This is a genomic window from Sorangium sp. So ce385 (assembly GCF_051474135.1).
Taxonomy (GTDB): Bacteria; Myxococcota_A; Polyangia; order Polyangiales; family Polyangiaceae; genus Sorangium; species Sorangium cellulosum_D.
The window spans coordinates 6,919,282-6,937,403 of record NZ_CP150337.1 but is presented as its reverse complement, the minus strand read 5'-3'; the positions used below and the strand labels follow the sequence as shown (position 1 = coordinate 6,937,403).

The following is an 18,122-nucleotide window of genomic DNA, read 5'->3' as shown; positions in this document are numbered from 1 at the left end:
GTGTGCTTCGAGGCCTGTTTGGCGTCACGGTCGCGCTCCCGTTCCTGGAGACGTTCGCGCCCCGGCGCGCCGCGGCCGGCACGGGCGACGTGCCGCCCTTCGCGATCTTCATGCGCCAGGCGAACGGCGTGGCGCAGGCGACGAACGACGAGCCCGAGATGTTCTGGCCGAGCGAGACGGGCCCGCTGTCCGCAGCGTCGATGGAGCGGGACAGCGACCGGGCGGTCAGCGAGCTCAAGGACTATGCGAGCCAGCTCATCCTGGTGCGCGGCGTGAATTTCGCGTTCCAGGGCAACGGGTGCGGCCACTCCGGCGGCGGCAACCAGTGCCTGACCGCCGCGCGCGTGTCGGAGGATCCGTCGGGCAACGAGTCGCTCGCGATGGGCGAGTCGATCGACAACCGCATCGCGACCGAGCTCAACCCGCAGGGCGTCGAGCCGCTGACGCTCTACGCCGGCAGGATGGCCGGCTACATCAACGAGGTGCTCTCGTACCGCGGGCCGAAGCAGCTGCGCGCCGCCGAGCGCAACCCGTTCAACGCGTACAAGAAGCTCTTCGGGCTCGCCGACGTGGACGCCGGGGCCCAGCAGGCGCTGGCCGAGCGGCGCGCCAGCGTGAACGACCTCGTGCGCAGCGAGATGCTGGCGCTCATGGGCCGGAAGGACCTCAGCAAGACGGATCGCGAGCGGCTGGAGCTCCACTTCGACAGCATCCGCGACCTCGAGGCCTCGCTCGCCTGCGAGCTCCCGCCGGAGCAGGTCGCCGCGATGGAGGCGATCTCGCCGAACGTCGGCCGATCCGAGAACGTGGAGGCGGTCGCCCGCATGCAGATGGACATCATCGCGCTCGCGATGGCGTGCGGCGTGACGCGCGCGGCGACGCTCCAGGTGGGCGACGGCAACGACGGGACCGAGTACACGATCCACGGCGTCCGGCAGAAGAGCTACCACAAGATCTCCCACCGCATCGACAGCGACGGCTCCGAGGGCCCGCCGATCGAGGGCGCGCAGGAGCTGCACCACCAGATCGACCGGATCCACGCGCGGCTCTTCAAGCACCTGCTCGACCGGCTCGCGTCCTACAAGCTCGGCTCGGGGACGCTCCTCGACCACGGCGTGGCCGTGTGGCTCAACGACAACGCCGACAAATACCACTCCTACCGGAAGGTCCCGTACATCCTCGCCGGCGGCGCCGCGGGCTACCTGAAGACCGGCCAGTTCGTCGACATCAAGGTCACGAACAACAAGCTGCTCAACACGATCGGCGCGGCCGTCGGCTGCAAGAACGGCCAGGGCGGCCCGCTCGACGATTTCGGCGACGAGAGCCTCGAGGGCGGGCTCGTCGATCCGATCGTCGCCTGAGCGCGCGTCGCCCCGCCGGGGCCCGCTCGCGGGCCCCGGCGGCCGCTCAGCTGAGGAGCTCGACCTGGACCTCGACGGTGGTCTTCTGGCCGCCGCGGAGCAGGTCGACCTTCACCTTCTCGCCCGGCTTCTTGCCGTCGAGGGCGTTGTAGAGGGCGTCGTAGTCGTCGACCGGCGCGCCGTCGATCCCGACGATCACGTCGCCGAGCGTGAGCCCGCGGTCGCCCTCGGAGAGGCCGCGCAGGCCCGCCTTCTCGGCGGGGCCGCCGGGGACGACGCCCATCACGATGACGCCGCGGATGCCGTTGCGCCGCTCCAGGCGGTGGGCCGGGTCGAGCTGGATGCCGAGGCCGACCGTCTCGGCCTTGCCGGTCTTGATGATCTGCGGGACCACCCGCGCGATCGTCGTCGAGGGCACGGCGAAGCCGATGCCGGCCGAGGTGCCGCTCTTCGAGAAGATCATCGTGTTCATCCCGATGAGGTGCCCGCTCGAGTCGAGCAGCGGGCCGCCGGAGTTGCCGGGGTTGATGGCGGCGTCCGTCTGGATCATGTCGCGGATGGTCACGCCCCCCGCGCCCTCGACCTGGCGCCCGAGCGCGCTGATGATGCCGGTCGTCAGGGTGTGATCGAGGCCGAACGGGTTGCCGATGGCGATCGCCTTCTGCCCGACCTCGAGCGGCTCGCGCAGGGGCGCGACTTGGATCGGCTTGAGCATCTCCTTGGGCGCGTCGATCTTGAGCACGGCGATGTCCTTGCGCGGCTCGACGCCGACGAGCTTCGCCGGGAACGTCTTTTCCCCCTGGAGCTGGACGACGAGCGACTGCGCGTTGTCCACGACGTGGAAGTTCGTGACGATGTGCCCGTCCGCGTCCCAGACGAAGCCCGTGCCCGAGCCGGCGGGCACCTCGACCGCGGTGCCCCAGAAGCGGTCCACGACGAGGCGGCGCTGCGTCACGAACACCGTCGCGGGCGCGACCTCGCGGAACACGGAGATCGTGTTGCGTTCGTCCTCGATGAGCGCGTTCTTCGACGGCGGCGGCACGGGCGGCGGCATCGTCTGGAGCGTCGTCGAGGTCGCCGGCGCGGCGGGCGCGTCGGGGGCCGTCGTGGCGCTCTGCGACGGGCCGCCGGGGCTGGGCTTCCCCTTGCATCCAGGGGCGGCGGCGAGCGCGGCGACGGCGAGGAAGGCGGGGAGTCGAGCGTGTCTGCGGTGGCGCATGCGGCGCAATCTAGCCTGACCGCGGCGAGGCGTCTCCCCTGCGGCGCGCGCCGCCGGGAGGTGCGGCGGTCTGCCGCGCGCAACGGATGCGCGGGCGGACGTCCCTCCGCGTCGGCGGAGGAGGGGATCGGATCCGAGATGCAAACCGGCCAAGTTGCGGTAGAGGTGGCCCTGACGGATGAAGCCCATGACGCCAACTTCAACGAAACTTCAGACCACCCCCCCGGCCGCGAAGGAGCCCGTCAAGGTGCTCCTGCTCGAGAACATCCACCAGAGCGCGCACGAGCTCTTTCGATCGCGGTCGTTCGAGATCGAGACGCGTAGCTCCGCGCTGAAGGAGGACGAGCTCATCGCCGCGCTCGAGGGCGTGGACATGCTCGGCATCCGGAGCAAGACGCACGTCACCGCGCGCGTCCTGGAGAAGGCCCCCAAGCTGCTCTCCATCGGCTGCTTCTGCATCGGCACGAACCAGGTCGACCTCGACGCGGCGAACCGCCGCGGGGTGCCGGTGTTCAACGCGCCGTTCAGCAACACGCGCAGCGTGGCCGAGCTGATCATCGCCGAGTGCGTCATGCTCGCCCGGCAGCTCGGCGACCGGTCGCGCGAGGTGCACGCCGGCACGTGGAAGAAGGTCTCGAAGGCCTGCTATGAGGTCCGCGGCAAGACGATCGGCCTCATCGGCTACGGCCACATCGGCCAGCAGCTCGGCGTGCTCGCCGAGGCGATGGGGATGCGGGTCGTCTACTACGACATCGCCCAGAAGCTCCCGATGGGGAACAACCGCGCGCTGCCGACGCTGGAGGCGCTGCTCGCGGAGGCGGATTACGTGTCGCTCCACGTGCCGGCCACGCCGGAGACCCACAACATGATCGGCGCGGCCGAGCTCGCGCACATGCGCAAGGGCTCGTACCTGCTCAACGCGAGCCGCGGCTCGGTCGTGGTGATCCCGGCGCTGGCCGAGGCGCTGAAGAGCGGGCACCTGGCGGGCGCGGCGATCGACGTCTACCCGGAGGAGCCGGAGTCGAACTCGGACGGCTTCCACACGGAGCTGCAGCGGCTGCCGAACGTGATCCTGACGCCGCACATCGGCGGCTCGACCGAGGAGGCGCAGGAGGCCATCGGCCGCGAGGTGTCGCGCGCGCTGACGCAGCTCGTGACCACGGGGGCGACGACGGGCGCGGTGAACTTCCCGAACGTGGAGCTGCCGCCGCTCAAGGCCACGCACCGCGTCCTCAACGTCCACCGCAACGTGCCGGGCGTGCTCCGCGACGTGAACCGGATCGTGTCGGACGTGAACGCCAACATCGACAGCCAGGTGCTGTCGACGGACGCGAACATCGGGTACCTCATCATGGACCTGTCGCAGGACGTGTCGGCCGAGGTGAGCCGGCGGATCGGGGCGCTGGAGACCAGCATCCGGACGCGCGTTCTCTACTGAGGAGCGGCGGCGGGGCGCCGCCGCGGGCTGCCCGGCCGCCCGCGCCCACGGCGACGTCGACGGGGCGAGCGCGGAGCGCTGGGGCACCCGCGTCGAAGCGTCCCCCCGGCGGCCTGCCGCTGCGTCGATGGGGGGTCGGGAGGGCGATCCCCCTCAGGCCGGGGCCTCGACCCGGCCCCGCGCGCGCCGCGACGCCGGATCGTCCCCTGCGAAGACGAAGGCGAAGACGACGAACGCGGCCCACAGCGCCGCGAGGTGGTAGAGCATCGCGACGCCGCCCGAGGCCTCGTAGATGGCGCTCGACGCCGGGGGGCCGAGGAGCATCCCGGCGGCGTAGAAGACGTTGTAGATCGAGTTCGCGCGGCTGTAGTCGCGCGGCGCGGTGACGACGCCCTGGAGCGCGAGGCTGAGCGGCGAGATCGACGCGAGCGTCGCCCCGGCGACGAGCACCGCCGCGCACATCACGTCGTACCGATCGAGGTACACGAAGCCGAGGATCATCAGCGTGCCGATCGCGCCGAGCACGCGCATGAGGAACAGGTGGCCGCGGCGGTCGCCGAGGCGGCCGAAGACGTTGGTGAAGGCGAGCATACCGGCCGCGAAGTAGGCGGGGATCTGGATCGTCTGATCGCGCGTCACCCCCTTCGACGCCATCAGGTAGAGCGGGAGGAACAGCACGACCGAGGCCTGGAAATAGCCGTAGGCGAAGGTCGCGAAGCACGCGGTCTTGATGCGCCACAAGATCGACGCGGAGGACGCCGCGGGCTCCGCGCCGGCCGTCGCGTCGGGCTCCCCGTGCGCCTCGGAGATGCCCGGTAGATCGCGGTCGAGGCGCGCGAGCACGAGGACCGCCGCGATCAGCGAGATGACGCAGGAGAGGAGGAACGCCGCGCGCATCGAGGAGAGCGCGAGGATGGTCGGCGCGCAGAGCGGGCCGAGGACGTAGCCGAGCGCCATCGAGATCGCGTAGATGCTCGTGATGAACGCCTTGTTGTCCCTGTCCGAGCGGGCCAGCAGGATCGTCTCGCAGCTCACCCAGATGCCGACCGAGCAAGCGCCGTCGAGGAAGCGCACCGCGGCGATCGCGGCGAAGCCCGGCAGGAGCGGGAAGGCGCCGATGGCGGCCGCGTACCCGGCCAGCGAGAGCACCAGCGTGGTCTTGGCCGAGAACCGGCGGATGAGCGCGTCCATCGGCAGCGAGAGCAGGACGATGCCGAGCGCGAAGCACGACGCGAGCAGCCCGATGTCGGTCTTGGTGAACCCGCGGTCGTTCAGGAAGACCGCCGTGAGGGAGATGGCGATGCCGTAGGCGAGGCCGAGAAGGAAGATAGCGCCGTAGATGAGCCAGATATTCCGATCAGGGATGCGGCGGAGCATGATCGCCCGGCAGGTTCGATCGGCCGCTCCGCCGTGTCAAACGGGTCCATGGCGGCGAAAAGCCGCTTTGACGCCGCTCCTCGGGCTGGCGCGCGCGCGACCACGACGTCGGCGCGGGGCCGCCGCGCTGACGCGCAGGCTTCACCGCAGGAACTCGAGCAGGAGCTGATTGACCCGCTCCGGCCGGTCGTACAGCACGCCGTGGCTCGCGTCGGGGATGCGGGCGACTCGCGCGTTCGGGACCAGCTCCGGATCCGGCGCGGCGAGCTCGGCGCCGAGATAGCGATCGTGCTCGCCCCAGATCACCAGCACGGGGACGTCGACGCGGGTCGGCTTGGAGAGGCCGCGCAGGCTGCCCGGGCGGAGCATCGCGCGGTAGTAGTTGATCGTGGCCGTGAGCGCGCCCGGCTGCGACCACGACGCGACGTACCGGGCGAGATCGTCGTCGCTGAGCGCGCCCGGGCGCTGCGGATCGTTCTTCAGCGCCTCGCGGAGCAGCGCGTAACCGCTCCTCTGGGCGATCAGCTCGGGGACCCTCGGGAGCTGGAAGAAGAACATGTACCAGCTCTTGCGGAGCTGCCGCGCCGTGCGGAACCCGGCGAGCAGCTTCTGGGGGTGAGGGCAGTTGAGGATGACCAGCCGCTCGAGGAGCGCGGGATACCGCATCGCGAACGTCCAGGCGACGCCGCCGCCCCAGTCGTGGCCCACCACGGCCGCGGCGCGCTCCGCGCCCGACGCCTCGATGAGCGCCGCCACGTCCGCGGTCAGCTCGTCGATCGCGTAGGCGCCGACGCCCCGGGGCTTGTCCGAGAGGTTGTAGCCGCGCATGTCCGGCGCGATCACGCGGTAACCCGCCTCGACCAGCGCGGGGATCTGGTGGCGCCACGAGTACCAGAGCTCGGGAAAGCCGTGGAGGAGCACGACCAGCGGCCCCTCGCCCGCCTCGACGTAGTGAAGGCGCACGCCGCTTCGTTCGGTGAACCGGTGCGATAGCTTGGATTCGTCGAGGGTCATCGTCTCCCCTTTCTTCAGGACGGCCGCGGGGGCCGATCGCGCGCTGGACGGCTGGTTGCTGGCACGGTGCTGGAGGCCGCTCGAGGCTCCGGGAGGGCGAGCGCCTCCCGTCGAGCGACGGCCGCGGTTCTACCACGAAGGGCCGTCGCCCCGGAGCGCCGCCACGATCGCGCGCCGGCCGCGGCGACGATCGCAGAGCGCCCGGAGCTCGTCGCGATCGAGCAGCCGATCCACGTAGAGCTCCGCCACCACCGGATACGGCACGTCGTGCGTGAGCGCGCCATACCGCACCTCCACCTCGGGCGGCGACGCCTCGCGTCCGTCCGGCGCGAAGACCCGCACGAGCGGCGGCTGCTGAAAGGACACCAGCACGCGCTCCGCGCTCCACCCCAGGAAGACCCAGACCTTCGTCTTGCGGCGCTCGCGGTCGTAAACGACGGGCACCATCATCCGGGCGTCCCGCCCGAGGTCGGGGTCGTCCTGCGCGCGGAAGCGCCGGAACGCCTCGACGTCGTGCTCGCGCCCGCGCCCCGACCCGAGCGCGCCGTCCTGGTCCGGCAGGAGGCCCACGAGCGCGCAGGCCGCGCGGAACGCCGGATCCATGGCCTCGTCGAGCGACATCCCGAGATCGCTCGCCGTGGCGGCGGCCGCGCCGAAGAGCAGCCCCTCGATCCGGGCGAGCTCCTCGGAGAGCGGGAGCTCGACCGGCCCCTCGGGCGTGAGGCGCTCGAGGCGCGCCAGCGCGTCGGCGCCGAACGCGCCCTCGAGCGCCTTCCGGACGAAGCGGTACCCGAGCGAGCGGCGGAGGAAATACGAGACCGTGGGCTCGGCGGCGAGCTCCGGCAGGACGTCGATCTCGACGCGCGGCCGGGGGCGCGGGAACGGCGGGGCGCAGCTCGGCGCGGGCACCGCGAGCTGCTTGACGTGCGTCTCGCGCGCGAGCGCGAGGGCGCCCTTGAACAGCGCCAGCAGGTGCTCGCGGTACCGGCGATCGAGCGACACGCGCGCCGCCTCGGGCGCGCGCTCGGGCGCGACGAGCGGCTCGAGCGACCAGGTCTGGTAGTCGTACCAGCCGGAGCCCTCGGTGGGCCGGAGATCCACGCGGCCGTCGCGGATGCGCGCCACGAGCTCGCTCATCAGGTCGAACCCCTCCGGGATCGGGCGGCCGTCGAAGAGCTTGCTCGCCAGATCGGCCTCGACGGAGCGCGACGGCGGGAAGATCGCGTGGGCGCGCCCGACCTCGACCTGGCCGCGATCGAGCGAGCGGAGCACGGGCGTGAGGTCGGGCGTGTCCGGCGGGCCCGTGAGCCGGGACGCCAGGGCGAGCGCGCCCTCGTACGTGGTCCGCGCGGCCGCCTCGTCGCGCAGGGCGCGGGCGAGCGCCTCGACCTGGCCGGGGTCGTCGAGCGGCGTCTGGAGCAGCCGGTCCTGCTGGAAGACGCGCCGGAGCGGCTCGCTCCACGTGTAGATCCCGAGCGGCTTCGAGCGGCGCTCGTCCGCGAGGAGCTCGCCGCGCACGCGCGCGACCTCGGCCGCGAGGGCGGGCGGAACGTCCCTGGCCGCCCCGCCGAGGCGCGCCGCGCAGAGCAGCAGCGCGGCCGGGATCGCCGGCGCGCCGTGGGGGAGGGCGGCGAGCCAGGTCTCGATCAGGTACGCCTTGCCGCGCAGGCGCCCCGCGCCCTGCTGCGCGGCGAGCTCCACCGCCGCGACAAGGCCGTCGTCGAACTGCTTGGCCTTGTGCGCGAGCAGCGCCGCCGAGACCATCCGCGACGTCAGCGGGGCGTCCCGGAGCGTGGCGAAGAGCTCGGGCTCGTCCTCGTCCTTGTCTCCCTCGGCCGGAATGGAGAGGCAGAGCCTCTGATGCGCGAGATCGGCGTCGACCCGGTAGCCCTGGACCAGCCACGACCGCCTCCGCGAAGGCGTGGAGGGCGCCGTCGCTTCGGCGCGGGTCGAGCCCTCTGCCGCCGTCGCGGTGCCGTCCGCGCGAGGCGCCGGCGATTCCGCGCGAGGCGCCGGCGATTCCGCGCGAGGCGCCGGCGATTCCACGCGAGGCGCCGGCGATTCCACGCGAGGCGCCAACGCATCTGTCGATGCCGGAAGACCACGCCGTCGCCGGAGCCAGTCGAGCAGTCCCATGCGTCTCGGCGGGGAGTATGACCGCGCGGGCGCTCGGGCGCGACGCTGAGCTCGCGAGAGCGGTTGTTCTCGCAGGCGGGTGAGGGGATCTGGAGAGGGCCAGAGACGGCGGCTTGTGTCCGGGTCGGAGCTTGTCTGCCCCTCACGCCGGAGGCCTTCGGCCGAGCGGGCCTCGCGGCGCGCTCAGACGTCGATGATCTTGCCGGGGTTCATGAGGTTCAGCGGATCGAGCACCCGCTTGATCGAGCGCATGATCGCGAGCTCCTCGGCCGAGCGCGAGTAGGGCAGGTACTCCTTCTTGAGCAGGCCGATGCCGTGCTCGGCGGAGATGCTGCCGCGGTACTTCTTCACGAGCGTGAAGATCGCGTGATCCGCCTCGTGGGTGCGCCGGAGGAACTCCTCGCGCGTGAGGCTGTCGGGCTTCATCACGTTGATGTGGAGGTTGCCGTCGCCGATGTGGCCGAAGAGCGCGATCTCCCACCCTGGATAGCGGGCCTCGAACAGGCTCTCCAGCTCGGAGCAGAAGCCCTCGAGCTCCTGGATCGGGAGCGACACGTCGTTCTTGTGCGGCAGCCCGGTCGCCGACAGGCTCTCGCTGATCCCCTCGCGGAGCGCCCAGAGCTCGGCGGCCTGCGCCCCGTGCTGCGCGAGCGTGCCGTCGGTGACCAGCCCGCGCTCGAACAGCGAGGTGATCCACGCCTCGAGCGCCTCGGGCTCGCCGCGCTCGACCTCGATGAGCACGTAGTAGTCCGACGGCGCGGAGAGCGGCACGCGCACGTTGCGGTGGCGGCGCAGGCGCGCCTGGCACTTCTCCGTGAAGAACTCGTAGGCCATCACGACGAACGGCCCCAGCCGGGCCTCGCGGAACAGCGCGAGCACGCCGGCGAGGTCCGGCACCGCGAACAGGAACACGTTGAGCCCCTCGGGCACCCGCGTGAGCTTGAGGGTCGCCTCGGTGATGATCCCGAGCGTGCCCTCGCTGCCGATGAAGAGCTGGCGCAGGTCGATCCCGGTGTTGTTCTTCTCGAGCGCGCCGTTCAGGTCGAGCACGGCGCCGCTCGCGGTCACGACGGTGAGCCCGAGCACCCACTGGCGCGTGAGGCCGTAGCGGATGACCTTCACGCCGCCGGCGTTCGTCGCGATGTTGCCGCCGACCTGGCTCGACCCCTTGGACGCGAAGTCGACCGGCCAGGTGAGGCCGTACGGCGCGACGTGCTGGTGCACCGCCTCGGTCACGGCGCCGGCCTCGACGCGCACGGTCGCGCCGAGCACGTCGACCGGCCCCATCTTGCGCATCCGCTCGAGCGACACGACGAGCTCTCCCCGCGCGGCCACGGCGCCGGCCGCGAGCCCGGTGCGCCCGCCCGAGGGCACCACCGGGACGCGGTGCTCGGAGCAGAGGCGGAGCAGCCGCGAGACCTCGTCGGTCGAGCGCGGGAGCGCGAGGGCCGAGGGCTTCGGCTCGTGGACCTTGGTCCAGTCGCGGCCGAACGTCGCGAGGTCGGACGCGTCCGTGGAGAGGAAATCCGCGGGAAACTCGCGCTGGACGGCCGCGAGGAAGTCGCCGGGGAGGCCGGGAAGTGGGGTCATGGCCGGCTCGGTACTGCGGCGTGGCTGCGAGGGCAAGCGGGCTTCGCGGCTCAGCCGCCGTCCGGGATCTCGCCGCGCGCGGGGCAGATGGCGCTACCGCGGGGAATTGATGCAATGCGTTATCGTGTGCGACGGTGCTACCCAACGGGAGCGGGCGCGGTGCCGCAGAGCGCTGGGCTCCAGGTCAGTCGAGCCCGCCGTAGCGATGATGTTCCACCAGCTGGCGTAGCTTGCCGAATTGGCCATGCTGCGACGCCCACCGCACGAGATCGAGGGCCTGATTGGGAAGAGGCCGCTGAATGCTCGTCACCGCCATGATGTCGACGCCCAGGTTGTCGGCCAAGAGCTCCAGCTCGCTCGGCTGGAACCTGTCCACGATCATCCGACGAAGCTCGATCTTCTCCTCGGCGGTAGGACCGACGCCCATCAGCGTCTCCGTATGCTGATGCAGAGCGCCTTCAGCGCGGGCTGGCTCGCGTGGCTCCCCACCTTCGCCTGTGCAGTTCATACCGCCGCCGTCCTTGAGCCGGAGTTCTGTCCAGTCTCCTTTGGGGTCCCCTGGCGAGCTCCACTGGAGCCACTCCCCGATCAACCCTATGGCCAGGCGATAGGGCCCACGCAGCTCCTTCCTGGCGAGCCCGTGCATGACAGAGAACTGGAGCGCGCGGAGCCGATGCATGGCGGGGTTGCCGGTGTTCAGGCCTAGCAGCTCGCGCTCGCGCGCTGGGCCCCTCGCGAGCTGGCACAGCAGCTCTCGGGTCCCCGGGGGCGCCTCGAGCAGCAGCCGGTGGAAGTACTCGCTGCATTTCACGATGAGCGAGCCGACGCACTCCTCCACATCATCGCGATCCAGGCTCCTCCACTCCGTTGCACACGCCTGACGTTGGTGCAGCTCGCTGCCAAGCAATCTGCATAGGTACTTCTGGCCGCCGGTGAGCCGACAGGCCGCCTCCAGCGCTTCCGTCGTAAAATGTAGCCCGGCGAGCGCCCCGGCCGTGCGGAAGAACTCGCCAAGCTCGTGCTCGTCGAAGAGCGGCGCACAGTACCGGCTGACGCGCGTCCAAAACGGATTCTCGAAGCGCTTCGCGCCGCCGCCGATGACCTGCTTCGACAAGAGATCGTCCTCTGTCCCGGCAAAAACAAGGATTGCCCGAGGGTCGAGGGACATGAGGCTGTAGAGCGATCGGAAGAGGACCTTGAGGTCGTCCGCATCGGAGGTTCGGCTCCGGCTCAGCTCGTCGATCCCGTCCAGGAAGAAGATGGGAGGACCTTCGACGCACGTCTCGTGACATGACCATACGAGGCTGCGAAGCGCATCGGCGGCAGCTCGGCTGTCTTGCCGCTGGTGGGAGGCGAGGCTCTTCGTGAGTGCGGCGGGCGCCTTCCTTCGGAGCTCTCTCGATAGGTCCTCGCAGAGCGCGCTCAAGACCTCCGCGGCAGATACGGTGAAGAGGCTGGCGACGTCCACCCAGGCGGTGACGCGATCGGTCAGCTCCATGCGGAGCCGCCGCAGAAAGGATGTGGTGCCCCACTTCTTCAAACCGAAGACGCCGAAGCTCTGGCCGCTCCCGGCGAGCCTCGCGACCAGCTCGCCGAGGAGCCTGCTGCTACCGAAGAAATCCACCTCCCGTTCGACTGGGCCTTCGAGCTGAAACGCGTTCGACGAAGGCCGCTGTAGCAAGGACAGCACGTGCTTCGCTGACTGTCCGCTCCGCACGTGGGCGCGGATCTCGCCGGGAGAGAGCGGGAGCACCCGGACGTGCTTCGTCTGCAGGAGCTCATGCCATTGTCGGTAGATCCCCGCGCCCGGGTGCCCCCGAAACACCGCGAAGACGGTGACCGGACGTTCCTGGGTGCCCGACAGCCCGTAGAGCGGGCTGGCCTTCCTCTGGAACGAGAGTGTGTCCATCGTCGCCTGGGGCGCGTCGGCGCCCGCGCTGTCCTCGAGCAGCATCGCCGCGATATCCACGTCAGGGAGCCGAGCGTCCGGCCGCCGCTCCAGCCGCATCAGCCCTCGCTCCGACGAGCGGACGCGGAGCCCAGCCTGCTCCAGGTAACTGACGAGATCCACCTGCAGGGACTTTTCCTCGGAGCGCAGCGCCGGAGCATGACGCATCTTCGTCGGCAGGGACCCCGCCTCCGCCGCGCCCGCCGCGCCGATCGTCACCCGTGACGCATCGTTTCGAGATTGCGGGGCGAACGGGAGAGCATCCCGGATCTCGGCTCGAACGATCTCGTCCACCGCCACGACCAGCGTTGCCCCGAGCTTCATCGTCGGCGTCGGGTCGGCGACCGGCGCGCGCGTCGCTTCGAAGGAGGCGACGTCGGCAGGCCGAGGCGCGTCATGCGCGCGGTCCTGGGCCTTGAACTCGATGCTCAGGCGCAGATCGTCGAGCACCTCAGGCGTCTCGACGAGCGCCTGCCGCAGGCTCGTCGCGCTCTCGAACCGGTTCTTTCGGTCAGGATCGAGGCACCGCATGATGACCGCGTTCATCGCCGGTGAGACGTTCGCCACCGACGCGAGCGGCGGCGGCACGAACAGCAGCTTGTTCTGCAGTATCGTGGACACGTCCCCCGAGAACGGCTTCCGGCCAGATAACGTCTCGTACAGGGTGGCCCCTAGAGAATAGATGTCGGTGCGCTTGTCGACATCGTCGCCGCTATGGATTTGCTCCGGGGACATGTAGTGAGGAGTTCCAAGGACGACCCCCGTGGTCGTGTTGACCCCCTCCCTGACGCCATCGACGGCCTTGGCTATGCCGAAGTCGACGAGCATGAGGTGCTCGTGCCCTCCCGATATTTTGGTGATCAGGAGGTTTCCTGGCTTGATATCTCGATGTATCAGGCCCTCCGAGTGAATCGCGTCGAGAGCCGTGCACGCCTGGATTGCCAGCCGTGCAGCCCGACCCCTCTCGAGCTGTGTCTCTGCTTCCAAGATGCCGCGCAGATCGCGTCCGAGGATCAAGTCCTGGACGATGTACGGACGACCTCGGGAGTCGAATCCGTAGTCGTGTATGGTGACGATGTGGGGGCTCCTGAGCCGCGCCGCGGCGATGGCCTCCCGCTCGAACCGTCGCCGGAGATCGACGCTCTCGGCCAGGCTCCGGCTCAGCAGCTTGATCGCCACGTCTCGCTTCAGCCGGACGTCCTCGGCGGACCAGACGCTGCCCATCCCTCCCTCGCCGAGCGGTCGTATAAGATGGTATCGATCGTCGATGACGTCGCCCGGCTTCGGGGAGCCCTGTCCGAGATCGAGCGCCGGGGCCGCGACCGACGGCGGCGCCGGCGTGGGGGAGGCGGGCTCGCTCGCTCGGCCCGTCTGCGGAGAACCGGCCACATCGGGGAGCCCGGGCGACCCTACGTTGTGCGATCGCGCCGGCGCCTCCGTGAAGCCGTCGAGCGCCAGGGCCAGATCGCCCGCCGAAGCGAACCGCTTCTCTCGGTTCGGCTGCAAGCAGCATGCGACCACGTCGGCGAGGCGGCCAGCGATTCGCTGTCCGGATTGGTCGAGCCTCGGAATTTCACCCGTCATGATCTTCGCGATGGCTTCCGAGACCTTCGCCCCAGCGAAGGGACGAGCTCCAGTCAGCATCTCGAACATGATGATGCCAACCGCCCAGATGTCGGCGCGGTGATCGACCTCCTGGCGCCCGCGGATCTGCTCCGGGCTCATGTACATGACCGAGGCCGCTGCCTCTTCCTTCGCCATGAGGAGGTTGTCGAACAGCGGCGGCCGCTCACCGAGCCCGGCGTCGAGCACCTTCGTCACGACCTCCTTCTGCTCCGAGTCCCGATGCATGAATATGTTCCATGATGTCAAGCTACCATGGACGATTTGGGACGCGTGGAGGAGCACGAGCGCGTCGGCGACATCGCGTCCGATGCGCGCTGCCTCGGGTTGGCTAAGGCTGCCTTTTCTGTTCAGCAGATGGTCCAGGGTTTCGCCCTGGAGGAGCTGCATGACAGAATACGGTATCTTGTCGTTGGTCTCTCCGGAGTCGTAGTGCTCGACGATGTGGTTGTGCCTGAGCGCTCCGAGAAGACGCGCGCTGCGCTGCGCTCGCTCGCGGAGAGCGAGATCGGCGGGAGTGAAGATCTTCAGAGCCACCTCCCGCCCGGCTGCGTCGTTCAACGCGGCCCAGACGACCCCTCGCGATCCCTCTCCGATCGGATACAGTAGTCGGTATTTGCCGGCGATCAGTGTGCCGCGCTTGTCGACCTCTTGAGGAGAACGGACCGGCATGATGATCTCTCCCTGTCTTGTCTCTCGCTGCGCCGCAAGCGATGGTGCTCTCTGGAACTATCCGTGGCGAGCTGGGGCGGGCTGCCTCTGGGGTGCTTGACCTACGTGCTCTTGTATCTTTGACTGGAGATCGCGTAGCCTGTTGCGTCGCTCGAAATATTTGACCAGCTTGAACGCACGATATTCGGCGTTGTGCACCGGCGACACGATGCTCGCGATTCCTCCGCGAATATCGGGGAATGAGTCCGCGAAGAAGGTCTCGAGCTCCTCGAAGGTGAACGTCTCTTCGATCTGCACGCGGAGTCGTTTTGGATCCACGGGCTCCTCGACGTGGGCCGCGCGCGCGGGAGAGGCGTCGAGGTCCGACGGCGTGCTCGTCGACGTCGCGTCCATCGGCGCGATGAATCCTGCCGTGGCCAGCCCGCGCAGCAGGCTCGCGGCCGCTGCATGGCCGCCGTCCTGATCGCGGTAGCTGACGATTCTCATGCCGGCGGCTTCGAGCGCGTGTCGGCGACCGGGGCCGATGCTCCCGTCGGGAACCAGGCCGAAGTGGCGGGGGGCCTGACCGCCGGACCGCGCTCGGGCGGGAGCGAAGAGCCAGTCGTGCTCGTCGCTGGCGAGCTCGTGGCCGACGAACACGACCGTGTGAGCGTCGACAACGGCGGAGAGCGTACGTTGAAATTCGGCGTCGCTGTGGAACAACCGATCGTGCTCGTCTCGCGTCAATACCCATGTAGACCTGTCGACGAGCGTCCCATGCAGCTTGAGGATGTACCTGCGCCGTTGGGCGAGATCCGCCGTGGTCCGGACGAGCACAGGCCAGCACCCGCCGAACGCGCGTTCGAGCAGATGGTCGACGGTGGTCGTGATCAACCCGGAGAGCTGCGGGGCGAGCGCGGCGATGGCTGCGGCGATGGGCGGGACGTTGTATCCGGTATCGCTCCAGAGCCGCTCGACCACGGTGCAGAACTCATTCGAGCCGAGCGCGGCTCTGGCCGCAGAGAGCGCATCGATGCGCCTCTCCTGAGAGACCAGTCGGGCTATCTCCTGCAGGGCCGCCTGGGTGGCGCCGCGGAACCGCGCGCGCGCCGCGAGGACCTCGACAAGCTCGCGCCATGCAGGGAGGCCCGCGGCCGTCGATATGTTGCTACCCGCAACGACGAGCAGCCTTCCGCGCTGGTAGGCTTCGCGCAGCTCGTCGAGCGCAGGGTCCGTCGCTCCCTCTACCGATGCCCACGCCCCGCTCTCTCCCCGGTATGGCTCCACGATCAGAACCATCTGACACCGGAACGCCCCGTAATGCAAGGTACATGCGTGGAGCGTCAGCGGATGAATCGTGCTGGTGGATGAGAAGGTCCTGAGGCGCGACCAGGATGGTTGCCCAGCGGAGCCGAGCGGCCACCGCTCTCATTACATAGCGATGGAATGTGCATCTTGGACGGAAGTGTCTGGTGATGGAATGGCGGACGGAGACGAGGCCGTCCTCGTGGCGCATGATTCCGCAGGTCTCTCTGCGCGCGTTCGCGCGCGATGGCTCGGTGTGCATCGGTCGCGGGGGCGCGATGGGAGCCGACAGTGAGGCTGAAGCTTCAGCGCATGCTCGGGGCGCACGACCGGAGGGCAAGCGGCCTTCGCGGCTCAGCCGCCGTCCGGGATCTCGCCTCGGAAGTGCACGCCGACGAGCTGCACGGTCGCGCCCACCGCGCGGAGGGCGGCGGCGAGCGCGTCGTCATCCTCGACCGTGACGAGGAGTGCCTCGGGGGCACGCGGGGCGTGGGGGCGGATGGCGTCGAGCAGGGGAGCGGCGAGCTCCGGCGCGGCCACGCGGAACGGAAACGCGCCGGGGACGAAGGGGTCGAAGCTGGCGTACCCCAGCGGGGCGGCGCCCGGCGCCGCGGGGTCGACGAGGCAGAGGAGCGCGAGGCCGCCCCGGCCGCGCGCCTCGGCGACCTGGCCGGGCAGCAAGCCGAACGCCGCCTCCACCGCGGCGTCGTCGGACGGCTCCACCGGGCGGGCGGCGACCGAGCGGGCAGGGCGCGGGAGGCGGGCCGCGGCGTCCCAGGCGAGCTGGAACGTGGTCACGGCGTAGACCTGCTCCATGCCGGCGCTCCGGTAGAGCCGCACGGCGGCGGTGTTGTCCGGCTTGACGTTGAGGCACCAGCGCGCGCAGCCGCGGCCGCGGAGGTGCGCGGCGATGGCGCGCATGACGCCGGCGCCGATCCCGCGGCCGCGGTGGGACGGCGCGACGACGACGTGCCGCACGTAGGCGAACCCGCGCAGCGGCTGGACATAGGCGTAGGCGACCACCTCGCCGTTCTCCTCGAAGAAGAGGGTGTCTTTGGCCAAGGCGCTCTCCCAGCGCTCGCGCGGGAGGACGGGATTGTCGATGCCGAGCTCCACGAACAGCCGTGCAAAGTGATCATAATCCGAGGGGCGCGCCGGGCGCGCGACGAGGCGAAGCATGCGGCGAGCTTACATTCGGGGGCGCCGCGCGTCCCGCGATCTCGGGCGCGGGCTCCTCGCTGCGCGAGCGTTGCGGCGCCGCGTCCGACACGGCACCGTGATGGGGCCATGAGCAACGCACGCGGCGTGGACGGGGGCGCGGGCGCCCGCGGCGCCATCGAGGGCGCCGCGGCTGCGGGCGCGGCCAGCGGGGCGATGCGCGGATCGAGCCTCGCGGGCCGCGCGGCGCTGCTCGCGGCGCTCGCCCTCGCGCCGGCCGCGTGCGACGGCGCGGCCGCGGGGACGCCGCACGGGGCCGACGGCGGCGGCGCGGGCGGCGCCACGTCGGCCGGCGCCACGTCGGCCGGCGCCACGTCGGCCGGCGCCACGTCGGCCGGCGCCACGTCGGCCGGCGATATGGCCAGCAGCAGCGCTTCTGGCGTGGACGGCGCTTCCGGCGGGGGCGACGCTTCCGGCGGGGGCGACGCTGGCGGCGACGGAAGCGGCGGGGAGGGCGGAGCGCTGAGCTGGGAGCCGGTCGAGACGGACTGGTGCTCCGCGCGGTGGGTCGGCCTGGACGAGCACACCTGTTTCCACGTGCCGGAGACCGCGCCCCGCGGCGCGCCGATCCTTTATGTGCTGCACGGGGCCATGGCGCCCGACGCGCTGCCGGTGGCCCTCCAGGCGATCGCGGCGGAGGCCGCCGCGGCGCTCGGGGTCGTCGCGGTGTTCCCGCGGGGGAGGCCGGGGCTCTGCACCTGGGATCCGTCCGTCGAGGCCCATTTCTGCTGGCCGACGCGCCGCGAGACGGTCGACGCCGCGGCGCCCGCCTTGCTCCAGGAGTGGATGAGCGCCGAGGCGCGGATAGCGCGGATCCTCGGGGGGACGTTCGGCAGGCGTTACGTCATGGGCTTCTCCAACGGGGGCTATTTCGCGAGCTACGTGGCGCTGGAAGGCCTCGTCGCCGTCGACGGCGCCGGGCTCGTCGGCGCCGGCCGGATGGTCATCGAGGAGCACCTGTTCTCCCAGGAGAGGCCGCCGATCTACATCGCCGTCGGCGGGGAGGAGCTCGCCTCCACCGTCGCGAGCGCCGAGAACCTCGCCGATGTGCTCACGCAGCACGGCTGGGAGCACGAGCTCGTGGTGCACCCCGGGCGAGGCCACGAGATCCGCGCCGACGACTTCGCGCTGGCCTGGAATACCTGGGTCGCCGTCCCCTGAGCGCGCCGGCCGACCCCGCGCGCGCCGGCCCGCCGCGCGTCGCGAGCGCCGCCCCCGCCGCGCGCCGGCCCGACAGCAGCG

The 18,122-nt window shown here is 70.6% G+C and carries 11 protein-coding genes; 3 read left to right on the top strand and 8 right to left on the bottom strand.

The window, feature by feature from the left end; genetic code table 11:
- Positions 1-2: 2 nt before the first annotated feature.
- Positions 3-1,361 carry a DUF1552 domain-containing protein gene (locus WME83_RS25140; protein WP_437321819.1) on the top strand — a complete coding sequence of 453 codons (1,359 nt, stop codon included), beginning with the start codon at positions 3-5 and terminating at the stop codon, positions 1,359-1,361.
- 46 nt (positions 1,362-1,407) lie between these two features.
- On the opposite strand, the gene WME83_RS25135 is transcribed toward WME83_RS25140, so the two are convergent.
- Positions 1,408-2,580, bottom strand: coding sequence for a S1C family serine protease (locus tag WME83_RS25135; RefSeq protein WP_437321818.1), 1,173 nt, complete (start codon positions 2,578-2,580; stop codon positions 1,408-1,410).
- 178 nt (positions 2,581-2,758) lie between these two features.
- Between WME83_RS25135 and serA the strand changes: the two genes are divergently transcribed.
- Positions 2,759-4,018 carry a phosphoglycerate dehydrogenase gene (gene serA, locus WME83_RS25130; RefSeq protein WP_437321817.1) on the top strand — a complete coding sequence of 420 codons (1,260 nt, stop codon included), beginning with the start codon at positions 2,759-2,761 and terminating at the stop codon, positions 4,016-4,018.
- A 153-nt stretch (positions 4,019-4,171) separates the two neighbouring features.
- Here the strand turns inward: serA and WME83_RS25125 are convergent, their stop codons facing one another.
- The 7 genes from WME83_RS25125 to WME83_RS25095 all read right to left on the bottom strand — a co-directional run bounded on the left by WME83_RS25125 (position 4,172) and on the right by WME83_RS25095 (position 16,841).
- Positions 4,172-5,395: an MFS transporter gene (locus WME83_RS25125; RefSeq protein WP_437321816.1), complete on the bottom strand. Its 1,224-nt coding sequence runs from the start codon at positions 5,393-5,395 to the stop codon at positions 4,172-4,174.
- Positions 5,396-5,536: 141 nt separating this feature from the next.
- Positions 5,537-6,409 (bottom strand): alpha/beta fold hydrolase, encoded by an 873-nt coding sequence (locus tag WME83_RS25120; RefSeq protein ID WP_437321815.1) that lies wholly within the window; start codon positions 6,407-6,409, stop codon positions 5,537-5,539.
- Positions 6,410-6,538: 129 nt separating this feature from the next.
- A complete protein-coding gene (locus WME83_RS25115; protein WP_437321814.1) occupies positions 6,539-8,455 on the bottom strand; it encodes a hypothetical protein in 1,917 nt (638 codons plus the stop codon).
- Positions 8,456-8,728: 273 nt separating this feature from the next.
- Positions 8,729-10,135: an FAD-binding oxidoreductase gene (locus WME83_RS25110; protein WP_437321813.1), complete on the bottom strand. Its 1,407-nt coding sequence runs from the start codon at positions 10,133-10,135 to the stop codon at positions 8,729-8,731.
- 184 nt (positions 10,136-10,319) lie between these two features.
- On the bottom strand, positions 10,320-14,378 hold the full coding sequence (locus WME83_RS25105; protein WP_437321812.1) for a protein kinase domain-containing protein: 4,059 nt from the start codon (positions 14,376-14,378) through the stop codon (positions 10,320-10,322).
- Positions 14,379-14,435: 57 nt separating this feature from the next.
- Positions 14,436-15,656, bottom strand: a complete 1,221-nt coding sequence (locus WME83_RS25100) for an SIR2 family NAD-dependent protein deacylase (RefSeq protein ID WP_437321811.1) — start codon at positions 15,654-15,656, stop codon at positions 14,436-14,438.
- A gap of 360 nt (positions 15,657-16,016) precedes the next feature.
- Positions 16,017-16,841, bottom strand: coding sequence for an N-acetyltransferase family protein (locus tag WME83_RS25095; protein ID WP_437321810.1), 825 nt, complete (start codon positions 16,839-16,841; stop codon positions 16,017-16,019).
- A 108-nt stretch (positions 16,842-16,949) separates the two neighbouring features.
- Here WME83_RS25095 and WME83_RS25090 point away from each other — a divergent pair, with 108 nt between their 5' ends.
- Positions 16,950-18,041 carry an alpha/beta hydrolase gene (locus WME83_RS25090; RefSeq protein ID WP_437321809.1) on the top strand — a complete coding sequence of 364 codons (1,092 nt, stop codon included), beginning with the start codon at positions 16,950-16,952 and terminating at the stop codon, positions 18,039-18,041.
- Positions 18,042-18,122 lie beyond the last annotated feature (81 nt).